Raw genomic sequence first — 9,468 nt, forward strand, 5'->3', positions numbered from 1 at the left:
CTGACTTAAACTAGCATCGCGAGGTGGCCCCCTCGCGCAGTGCGAGGCATCTGCCGGGTACGACGTGAGCGAGGCCACGGCCCGGCGCGGTGCCTGCTCGCCGGGCCACGCACGTGCCCGTGGTCCCTGGGTGTCCGGCGGCACCACGCGGCGGGCAGCATGACAGGCGGGGTGGTGGCGATGTCTTCGAAGGCGGCACGGACCGAACGGTCCGACGCGACGCGGGAGCAGATCCTGCTCGCGGCCGAGCGGCTGTTCGCCGAACACGGCCTCTACGCGGTGTCCAACCGCCAGGTCAGCGAGGCGGCCGGGCAGGGCAACAACTTCGCCGTCGGCTACCACTTCGGCACCAAGACCGATCTGATCCGGGCGATCTTCCGGCGGCACGACGACCGGATCGACGAGCTCCGCACCGCGCTGGTCGCCGGGACCGCCGGCTCCGACAGCGTCCGCGACTGGGTGGCCTGCCTGGTCCGGCCGGTGACCGAGCACCTGGCCGAACTCGGCAGCCCCAGCTGGTACGGGCGGTTCGGCGCGCAGGTGACCACCGACCCGGCGCTGCGCGCGCTGACCACCGACGAGGCGCTGTCCCGCCCGTCGATCCAGCGGATCCTCGACGGGCTCGGGCGATGCCTGCCCGAACTGCCGGACGAGGTCGGCCGGGAACGCTCGGACCTGACCCGGCTGATGCTCGTGCACATGGTGGCCGAACGCGAGCGGGCGCTCGCCGAGGGCGGGGAGCTGCGCCGCGCCACCTGGCGCGACACCGCGGACGGGCTGATCGACGCGATCGTCGGGGTGTGGCTCGCGCCGGTCACCAGACACCGCTGACACCAGGGCAGGCCGCGCCGCTGCCGTCTCGGCCCGGTCGCGCATTCGTTCCGGCGCGGCAGGCATGTCCACCGTCCGACGGGGTAGGACAGCCACGACCGTCGATGCGGAAGGTGGTGGGCGCCATGCCTCGCGCGTGGAGCGACAAACGGGAACGGCAGTACGAACACATCAAGTCCGGCGCAAAGCGGCGCGGCACCAGCGAGGGACGCGCCGAGGAGATCGCCGCCCGGACGGTGAACAAGAACCGGGCGCAGTCGGGCGAGTCGAAGCGGGCCAGCCGGTCCTCGGTCAAGGACACCTCGCCGCAGAAGCGCGGTGGCCACCGGTCCGGGAGCGGGCAGGGCCCCGGCGGGCCGACCCGCGACCAGCTGTACAACGAGGCGCGGCAGCGCAACATCCACGGCCGGTCGAACATGAACAAGAAGGAACTGGCGAAGGCGCTGGGCCGAGCCTGACCGGACCCGGGGCGTCCGGTGACGACAGTCGGGCCCGCCGCGCACGCCGTGGCGGCCCGGAGGGGGGACCGCGATGGCACGGCCGATCTGGTCCGGCACGCTGTCGTTCGGGCTGGTGAACGTCTCCGTGTCGCTGTACGCGGCGACCGAGGACCGCAGCCCGCACTTCAACCAGTTCCAACGCGGCACGAGCGACCGGATCCGGTACCGCCGGGTGAACGAGCGCACCGGCGAGGAGGTCGACTACGCCGACATCGTCCGCGGCACCGCCGTCGACAAGAACGAGTACGTGCTGTTCGAGCCGGACGAGCTGGAGTCGGTGGCGCCGGGCCGGTCACGCTCGCTGGAGATCTCCGAGTTCGTCGCCGAGGACGAGATCGACCCGGTGCTCTACCAGAAGTCGTACTATCTCGGCCCGCGCCGGGAGGACGACCAGAAGGTGTACGGGCTGCTGCTCGCCGCGCTGGCCGAACAGGGGCGCGTGGCGGTCGGTACCTTCGTGCTGCGCAGCAAGGAGTACCTGGCGCTGGTGCGGCCGGACGGGCCGGTGCTGACCCTGTCCACGCTGTACTTCGCCGACGAGGTACGCGATGCCGGGAAGACCGTCGGTGACCTGCCCGATCCCGACGACGTCGACGGCAAGCAGCTGCGGATGGCCGAGGACCTGATCGAGGCGATGGCCGAGGACTGGGACCCGGAGCGCTACCACGACACGTACCGGGAGCGGGTGGACGAACTCGTCGAGGCGAAGCGGTCCGGCTCCGAGGTGGTCGCCGAGTCCGAGCCGCCGGCGGACACCAAGGTGGTCGACCTGATGTCGGCGCTGCAGGCCAGCGTGGAACGCTCCAGCGCCCGCGGTTCCCGGCGCCGGGGGTCCGGTGGCCGCGGCAGCTCGGGCCGGTCCCGGAGCGGCCGGCCGGCCAGCGGGTCCCCGCGTGGACGCGGCGAGCGCGAGCTGGCCGAGCTCAACACCGACGAGCTGCGCAGGCTGGCCCGCGAGCTGGACGTGCCGGGCCGGTCGAGGATGCGCCGCGACGAGCTGGTCGACTCGGTCGGCAAGGCCCGCCGGAAGGCGTCGTGACCGCGCGCTGCCCGGACTGCGACCGCGGCTGGCGGCACTGCCACGGCACGCTGGTCCGGCACCCGGACGGCGGCCAGGAGTGCCTCGCCGACGCCGCCTGCACCGGCGGCCCGGCCGAGCACCTGTTCGTCGTCGACTGCGTCGAGATCGACTGCCGCTGCACGGCCGCGCCGGCCCGCTGACGCGCCGCCGGTCAGACCACCGGGCCCGCCGGGCGGTCTCAGAGCGTGTTGCCGCCGTTGACCGCGATGCGTTGCCCGGTCAGGTAACCGGCCCGGTCGGAGGCCAGGTACGCGACCGCCGCGGCGACGTCGCCGGCGGTGCCGAGCCGACCCAGCGGCACCCCCCGGGCGTACCGGTCGCGGTCGGTGTCGGGCACGTCGGTGTGCCGCTCGGTCGGGATGAAGCCCGGCGCGACCAGGTTCACCGTGATGCCGGTACCGCCGAGTTCGCGCGCCCAGGACCGGGTCAGGCCGAGCTGCGCCCCCTTGGCCGCCACGTACGCGCTGGAGCCCGGCGTGCCGAGCTCGAACGCCTCCGAGCCGATCTGCACGATGCGGCCCCAGCGGCGCCGGCGCATGGCCGGCAGTACCTGCTGGGTCAGCAGCAGCGGGCTGACCGCGAAGAAGCGCAGCTGCGTCAGCAGGTCGTCGACCGTCAGCGACTCGACCCCGATCTCCGGCTGCGGGCCGGTCGCGTTGGCCACCAACACGTCCACCTCGCCGAGCTCGGCGACGACCTCCCGGTGCAGCCGGGCCACCTCGGCCGGGTCGGTCACGTCAGCGCGGAAGGCGGCCGCCCGGCCGCCCGCCGCCTCGATCCCGGCGACCACCGCGGCGGCCGACGCGGTGTCGCGTGCGTAGTTCACCGCGACGGCGGCGCCCTCGGCGGCGAGTGCCGTCGCGATCGAGGCGCCGAGCCCGCGGGACGCCCCGGTCACCAGCGCCACCCGGGTCCGCGGTGTCATCGCGGGCTCCCTTCGCCGGACAGCGCGGCGACGCCGCGGCGTACCGCGCCGATCAGGTGGTCGATCTGCGCGTCGGTCAGGTGCGGGTAGATCGGCAGCTGCACCTGGTGCTCGAAGTAGGTGCGCTCGGCGACCGGGCACTCGCCGTAGGTGTGGCCGGCGGCGCGGAACTCCGGCAACAGGTGGATGGGAAAGTAGCGCAGGACGATCTCGATGCCCTCCACCTCCTGCAGGTGGCGCAGGAAGTCGTCCTTCGGTGCGCCGACCACCGCCGGATCGTAGAAGATCGTGTACAGGTGGTAGATGTGGTGCGCGTACGGCTTCTCCACCTGCAGGCCGATCCCGGGCACGCCGCGCAGGCCGTCGTCGAGCCGGGCGGCGATCGCGCGGCGCCGATCGTTCAGCTCGTCCAACCGGGCCAGCTGGGCGATCCCCAGCGCCGCGGACAGCTCGCTCATCCGGTAGTTGTTGCCCACCAGGTAACGCCCGTCCCGGTAGTCCAGCGTGTACGAGGACCGCACGTGCGCGTCCCGGTAGTACGCGGGCTGCGGGTACGGCCCGATGTGCTCGTCGCGGCGCGGCACCGTGTCGCCCCAGGTGTGGATGGTGCCCAGCGCCCGGGCCATCTCCGCGTACCGGTCGGAGTTGGTCGACAGCGCGCCGCCCTCGCCGGTGGTCATGTTCTTCAGCGAGTGGAAGCTGAAGCAGCCGAGGTCACCGATGGTGCCGAGCGCCCGGCCCCGGTAGGTGCCCCCGGGCACGTGCGCGCAGTCCTCCACCACGCTCAGCCCGTACTTCCGGGCCAGCGCCATGATCGGGTCCATGTCGGTGGCCTGGCCGCCGTGGTGCACCACCCAGATCGACCGGGTGCGCTCGGTGATCAGCGGCTCGATGGTGGCCGGGTCGAGGGTGAGGCTGTTCGGGTCGATGTCGGCGAACCGGATGCCGCAGCCGCGCGCCTGCAGCGGCCAGGTGGTGACCCAGAACGTCTGCGGCGTGGTGATCACCTCGTCGCCGGGGCCCAGGCCGAGCAACTGCGCGGCGAGGAACAGCGCGGTGGTGCACGAGCTGGTCGCCTGCACGTGTTTCGCGCCGATCCGGTCGGCGAACCGGCGCTCGAACTCGGCGCCGCGCGGCCCCATGGCGAGCGTGTCGGACCGCAGCGCGTCGACGACCGCGGCGATCTCGGCCTCGCCGAGCTTGTTGGACACCCCACTGTACGGAACGGTGAAGCTCATCGTGCACCCCCCTTGGCGTGTGCGGACAACGCGATCGTATCTGAAGCGCTTCAGAAGCGTCCAGGGTTTTCGGGCGCGGTGCGGCGCGCGTCTCGTAGGCTGGCCGGCGTGAGTGAGCCACCGCGCCGCCCCACGCTCGACGACGTGGCGGCCGCCGCCGGGGTGTCCCGGGCGACCGCGTCCAACGCGTACAACCGGCCCGACCAGCTGTCCGCCGCGCTGCGCACCGAGATCCTGCGGGTCGCCCGCCGCCTCGGCTACGCCGGACCGCACCCCGTCGCCCGCAGCCTCGCCGCCCGGCGGTCCGGCGCGCTCGCGTTCCTGCTGGACGCGAGCGTCTCCACGGCGTTCTCCGACCCGGCACTGTCGATCACCCTGGACGCGCTCGCCACCGCGGTCGCGCCGGCCGGTGACGCGCTGCTGCTCGTACCGGGTGGCGACGCCGCGGCGGCCCAGCTGCGCGAGGCGCACGTCGACTGCGCGGTGGCGTACTCACTGCCGGACCGGGCGCCGGTGCTGCGGGTGGTGCGCGAGCGCGGCCTGCCGCTGGTCGTGCTGGACGGGCCGGCCCGCCGCGGCGCCGCGCTGGTGCGTACCGACGACCGGGCCGGCGCGGCCGCCGCGGCCCGCCACGTGGTCGACCTGGGCCACCGCGACGTCGCGATCCTCGGTACCCCGCTGCGGACCGGCACCGACGGCGGGCCGGTCACCGCCGAGCAGGCACTGACCAGCCGGTACCGGGTGGACCGGGAACGGCATGCCGGCTACCGCGAGGTGCTCGCCGGCGCGGGGATCGAGCCCGCGGTCTGGCAGGCCGCCGGCATCTCCCGGCCGGCCGCCGCGCGCACCGCCACCGCACTGCTGACCGGTGCCGCGCCGCCCACCGCCGTGCTGTGCCTGTCCGACGAGCTCGCCGCCGGCGTGCTGGACGCCGCCCGCCGGCTCGGCCTGCGGGTGCCCGAGCAGCTCACCGTGGTCGGCTTCGACGACACCCCGACCGCGGCGGCCGCCGACCCGCCGCTCACCACCGTCCGCCAGGACCTCACCGGCAAGGGCCGGTTGGCCAGCGCACTCGCCACCGACCTGCGCGCCGGCCGGCATCCGCACCCACCCCCGCCGCTCCCGGTCACCCTGGTGGTTCGCGCCTCGTCCGCCGCCGCACCCCGCTGACCCCGGCAGCGACGACGCGTCGGGCCGGGCGCGGTACGCCCGGGGGCCCGGCGTGCGGCACGCTGCGGCGGGGCTACCGTCTCGGCAGGGCTCGGCTCGGGGCCAGGCGCGCCCCGCGCGGTCGGACGAGGCCGTGTCGCCGGCGCGGACCGTGGGAGGCACGGTGGGGGTTCCGGAAGCGGCCACGACGGCCGGGGGACAGACCGATCGCGATGCGCTGCTGGTACGGCTCACGGCGGCGTTGCGGGCCGACGAGCGGATCCGGGCGGCGTGGCTGACCGGCAGCCTGGGCCGCGGCTCCGGCGACCGGTACAGCGACGTCGACGTGCTGGTCGCGGTGGCCGACGCGGACCGCCCGGCGCTGCTCGACGACTGGTCCGGGCTGGCCGACTCGGTCGCCCCGATCGTGCACACCCAGCGGCTCGGTACCGCGGTGGTCAACCACATCACCGCCGGCTGGCTGCGCTTCGACGTCTCGTTCGTCGACCCGGGCGAGCTGGCCGAACGGTCCGCCGACGGGCTGCTGCCGCTGTTCGACCGCGACGAGTTGGCCGCCCGGCTCGCGGGTCCGGTTGCCTCGACCGGGCCGTCCGCGGCGACCGTGGGCCGGCTGACCCGGGAGTTCCTGCGCATCCTGGGGCTGCTGCCGGTGGTGCTCGGCCGGGACGAGTACGTCGTCGGCGCCTCCGGGGCCGGGCTGGCCCGTACCCTGCTGATCCAGCTGATGGTCGAGGAGGTCGCCGCACCCGACCCCGGCGGCGTCCTGCACCTGCAGGGCCTGCTGCCGGCGGACCGGCTGGCCCAGCTGACCGCGCTGCCGCCGATCGCCGCCACCCGCGAGTCGGTACTGGCGGTGCACCTCGCCGCGGCCGGCCTGTTCCTGCCGCTGGCCCGTACCCTGGCCGAGCGCAGCGGCGCGCCGTTCCCGGCCGACCTGCTCGCCGCGCTGCGCGCACACCTGGACCGGGAGCTGGGCGTGACGCTGCCGTAGGTCCAGCCCGGACGTCCGTGCGTCGGCCCGCGGGCGGCCGACCCGGAACGACACGACCAGGTCTCGATCCGGTCTCGCCGTCAACGCCCGCGACCGTCCCGGCGTCGGGAAGTGTGTGAGGGCGTACGTTTCCGTGCTTGGCCGGTGGCTGCCCGTGGCGGCGCTGCTGGCCGTCGCGGCGGTCGGGCTGGCCGCCGGGCGAGACGCGCGCGCCGACGCGCACAACCCGGTCGGCATCGAGCCCGGCTCGCTGCAGTTCCAGGTACTGACCGCCGGGTTCCTGGTGCTGGCCGGGTCGGCGCCACTCGCGGTGTCCCGGCTGCTCCGGCACCGTCGCCGCGCCCGCACCGGCGACGCCCAACGGCTGCCGATACCGCCGGCGCTGCTGATCGCGATGGGTCTCGGCCTGCTGCTGATGGCCGGCGTGGCGCTCTACACGCTGCTCTACGGCGGCGACAAGGAACACCTTCCGCCCGCCGCCGGCACCGGAAAGCTGAAGCCCTACCAGTCGGCGTCGGCGCCGTCGCTCTGGCTGGTACTGGCCGGTGCGTTGCTGGTGGTGGCGATCGCGGTGGCGGTCGCGGTGCTGCTGCGGCCGCGCGCCGACCGCCGCCCGGTCCGCGGCGTCGACGCGCCGCCGGAGCCGGACGCGCTGCGTGCCGCGGCACGCGCCGGCCGGGTCGCGCTGGCCGCCACCGACGATCCGCGCGGCGCGGTGCTGGCCTGCTACCGGGCGATGGAGCAGTCGCTCGCGACCGGCGCCGGCGCGCCGGCCGCGGCCGACACCCCGGCGGAGGTGTTGCGCCGGGCCGCGGACGCCGGCTTGCTGCGCGCCGACGGGCCCGGCGCCGAGCTGGTGGCGCTGTTCGGCGAGGCCCGCTACTCGGCCCACCCGTTGGACCAGCGGGTCACCGTGGCCGCCGCCCGGGCCCTGGACGCGGTACTGGCCGAGCTGGACCGGCACCGCGACGACCTGCCTGCTCGGCCCGACGGTACGGATCTCGCCGGCAGCCGCGTCGGCGGCCCGCTCCCGCGCGAGGCGGACGCACCGGAACGACCGGCGCCGGGTGATGCGGGGGAACCGCGATGAGGGCGGCGGTGTCCCTTGCCGGGGCGGCCGTCCTCGCGGCCGGCGTCGGGTACGCGCTCGGCGGCCGGCTCGGCGTGGTCTCGATGCTGTCCGCGGTGGTGATCTGCGTGGTGGTCGGGCTGCGCGAGCGCCACGCCGGCCCGGTACTGGCCGGCCGCGGCGAGCGGACGCCGGCCCGTACCGAGGCGGCCGAGCCCGACCCGCTGGCCGGCTACGGCTCGCTGCGGGCGATCGAGGGCCAGCTGTCCTGGGCGGCGACGCCGAACGCCCGGTACGACCCGAGCACCCGGCGGATGTTTCGCCGGCACTTCGGCGCGGCGCTGGCTGATCGGGGCATCGACCTCGACGACGAGCCCGCCGCGTGCGCGGCGATCGGCGCCGACCTCTGGCCGTACGTGTGCCCCGCACGGGCACCGCAGGCCACCGACCGGGCCCCCGGCCGTACCGTCCTGCTCCGCCTGATCGACCGATTGGAGTCGCTGTGAGTGTTGCCGACAGCCGGGTGGGTGCCGCCGCGCCGGCACTGACCGGGCCGCAGATCGCCGATCGGCTCGACGCGGTCCAGGCGGAGCTGGGCCGGGCCGTGATCGGCAAGTCCGACGTGCTGCGGCTGATCCTGACCGGTGTGCTGGCCGGCGGTCACCTGCTGCTGGAGGACCTGCCGGGGCTGGGCAAGACGCTGATCGCCCGGTCGCTCGCCACCGTCACCGGGCTGGACTTCACCCGGGTCCAGTTCACCCCCGACCTGCTGCCGGCCGACCTGATCGGGGCCACCGTGTACGACCAGCGCACCGGCGACCTGACGTTCCGTCCCGGCCCGGTGTTCACCCAGGTGCTGCTGGCCGACGAGATCAACCGCACGCCGCCGAAGACGCAGGCCGCGCTGCTGGAGGCGATGGCGGAGAACCAGGTCAGCGTGGACGGCACGGCCCGCCCGCTGCCGGACCCGTTCCTGGTGCTCGCCACCGACAACCCGATCGAGTACGAGGGCACCTACCCGCTGCCGGAGGCGCAGCTGGACCGGTTCCTGCTGCGGGTACGGATCGGCTACCTGGCGCCGCCGCAGGAGGCCGACCTGCTCGTCGCCCGGCTGGCCCGGGACACCCCGGAGGTGACCCTCGAACCGGTACTGGACGCCGCCACGCTGCGTGGCATGCGGGCCGCGGTGGAGCGCGTCGAGGTGTCCCGCGACCTGGTCGACTACATCGTCGCGCTGGTGGACGCCACCCGCATACACCCCTCGGTACAGGTCGGCGCGAGCCCCCGCGGTTGCCTGGCGCTGCTCGCCGCGTCCCGGGCGGCGGCGCTGCTCGCCGGCCGCGACTACGTGCTGCCCGACGACATCAAGGCGCTCGCGGTGCCGGCGCTGGCGCACCGGATCGGGCTGCGGCCGGAGATGTGGGCGCGCCGGATTGGCGGTGCGGAGATCCTGGCCGAGATCGTCGACCGGGTGCCGGTCCCGCGCCTGGACCGAGCCGGATGACCGACGCACCCGGGCCGGCCCCGACCCCACCGGCGGCGAGCACCGGCGACGCCGCGGTCGAGCCGGTCGAGCCGGCCGACCGCGCCGGATCGCCGGTCGCTCCGTCGCCTGCGGCCGGCAGTCGATCGAGCCCCGGTACGCCGCCCGCCGGGCCGGCCA

General features: G+C 75.1%; 11 protein-coding genes. 9 read left to right on the top strand and 2 right to left on the bottom strand.

Features of this window, described 5'->3' with window-relative positions:
• Positions 1 to 180: 180 nt before the first annotated feature.
• The 4 genes from NUM_RS10725 to NUM_RS10740 all read left to right on the top strand — a co-directional run bounded on the left by NUM_RS10725 (position 181) and on the right by NUM_RS10740 (position 2,552).
• Positions 181 to 831, top strand: coding sequence for a TetR/AcrR family transcriptional regulator (locus tag NUM_RS10725; RefSeq protein ID WP_207124647.1), 651 nt, complete (start codon positions 181 to 183; stop codon positions 829 to 831).
• A 125-nt stretch (positions 832 to 956) separates the two neighbouring features.
• A complete protein-coding gene (locus NUM_RS10730; protein WP_207124648.1) occupies positions 957 to 1,289 on the top strand; it encodes a plasmid stabilization protein in 333 nt (110 codons plus the stop codon).
• A 73-nt stretch (positions 1,290 to 1,362) separates the two neighbouring features.
• Entirely contained in the window at positions 1,363 to 2,370 is a 1,008-nt protein-coding gene (gene ku, locus NUM_RS10735; protein WP_207124649.1) for a non-homologous end joining protein Ku, read from the top strand.
• Positions 2,367 to 2,552: a hypothetical protein gene (locus NUM_RS10740; RefSeq protein WP_207124650.1), complete on the top strand. Its 186-nt coding sequence runs from the start codon at positions 2,367 to 2,369 to the stop codon at positions 2,550 to 2,552. Before ku ends, NUM_RS10740 begins: the two co-directional genes overlap by 4 nt.
• Positions 2,553 to 2,590: 38 nt before the next feature.
• On the opposite strand, the gene NUM_RS10745 is transcribed toward NUM_RS10740, so the two are convergent.
• A complete protein-coding gene (locus NUM_RS10745) occupies positions 2,591 to 3,337 on the bottom strand; it encodes an SDR family NAD(P)-dependent oxidoreductase (protein ID WP_207124651.1) in 747 nt (248 codons plus the stop codon).
• A complete protein-coding gene (locus tag NUM_RS10750; protein WP_207124652.1) occupies positions 3,334 to 4,575 on the bottom strand; it encodes a DegT/DnrJ/EryC1/StrS family aminotransferase in 1,242 nt (413 codons plus the stop codon). Before NUM_RS10750 ends, NUM_RS10745 begins: the two co-directional genes overlap by 4 nt.
• Positions 4,576 to 4,683: 108 nt before the next feature.
• Here NUM_RS10750 and NUM_RS10755 point away from each other — a divergent pair, with 108 nt between their 5' ends.
• The 5 genes from NUM_RS10755 to NUM_RS10775 all read left to right on the top strand — a co-directional run bounded on the left by NUM_RS10755 (position 4,684) and on the right by NUM_RS10775 (position 9,309).
• Positions 4,684 to 5,745 (top strand): LacI family DNA-binding transcriptional regulator, encoded by a 1,062-nt coding sequence (locus tag NUM_RS10755; RefSeq protein WP_207124653.1) that lies wholly within the window; start codon positions 4,684 to 4,686, stop codon positions 5,743 to 5,745.
• A gap of 163 nt (positions 5,746 to 5,908) precedes the next feature.
• The gene (locus NUM_RS10760; RefSeq protein ID WP_207124654.1) at positions 5,909 to 6,736 is read left to right on the top strand and encodes a nucleotidyltransferase domain-containing protein; all 828 of its coding nucleotides are present in this window, start codon (positions 5,909 to 5,911) and stop codon (positions 6,734 to 6,736) included.
• A gap of 154 nt (positions 6,737 to 6,890) precedes the next feature.
• The gene (locus NUM_RS10765) at positions 6,891 to 7,826 is read left to right on the top strand and encodes a DUF4129 domain-containing protein (RefSeq protein ID WP_207124655.1); all 936 of its coding nucleotides are present in this window, start codon (positions 6,891 to 6,893) and stop codon (positions 7,824 to 7,826) included.
• Positions 7,823 to 8,311 carry a hypothetical protein gene (locus NUM_RS10770; RefSeq protein WP_207124656.1) on the top strand — a complete coding sequence of 163 codons (489 nt, stop codon included), beginning with the start codon at positions 7,823 to 7,825 and terminating at the stop codon, positions 8,309 to 8,311. Before NUM_RS10765 ends, NUM_RS10770 begins: the two co-directional genes overlap by 4 nt.
• A 17-nt stretch (positions 8,312 to 8,328) precedes the next feature.
• Positions 8,329 to 9,309, top strand: coding sequence for an AAA family ATPase (locus tag NUM_RS10775; RefSeq protein WP_207124659.1), 981 nt, complete (start codon positions 8,329 to 8,331; stop codon positions 9,307 to 9,309).
• Positions 9,310 to 9,468 lie beyond the last annotated feature (159 nt).

This window comes from Actinocatenispora comari, assembly GCF_017312725.1.
In the GTDB taxonomy this organism is placed as follows: domain Bacteria; phylum Actinomycetota; class Actinomycetes; order Mycobacteriales; family Micromonosporaceae; genus Actinocatenispora; species Actinocatenispora comari.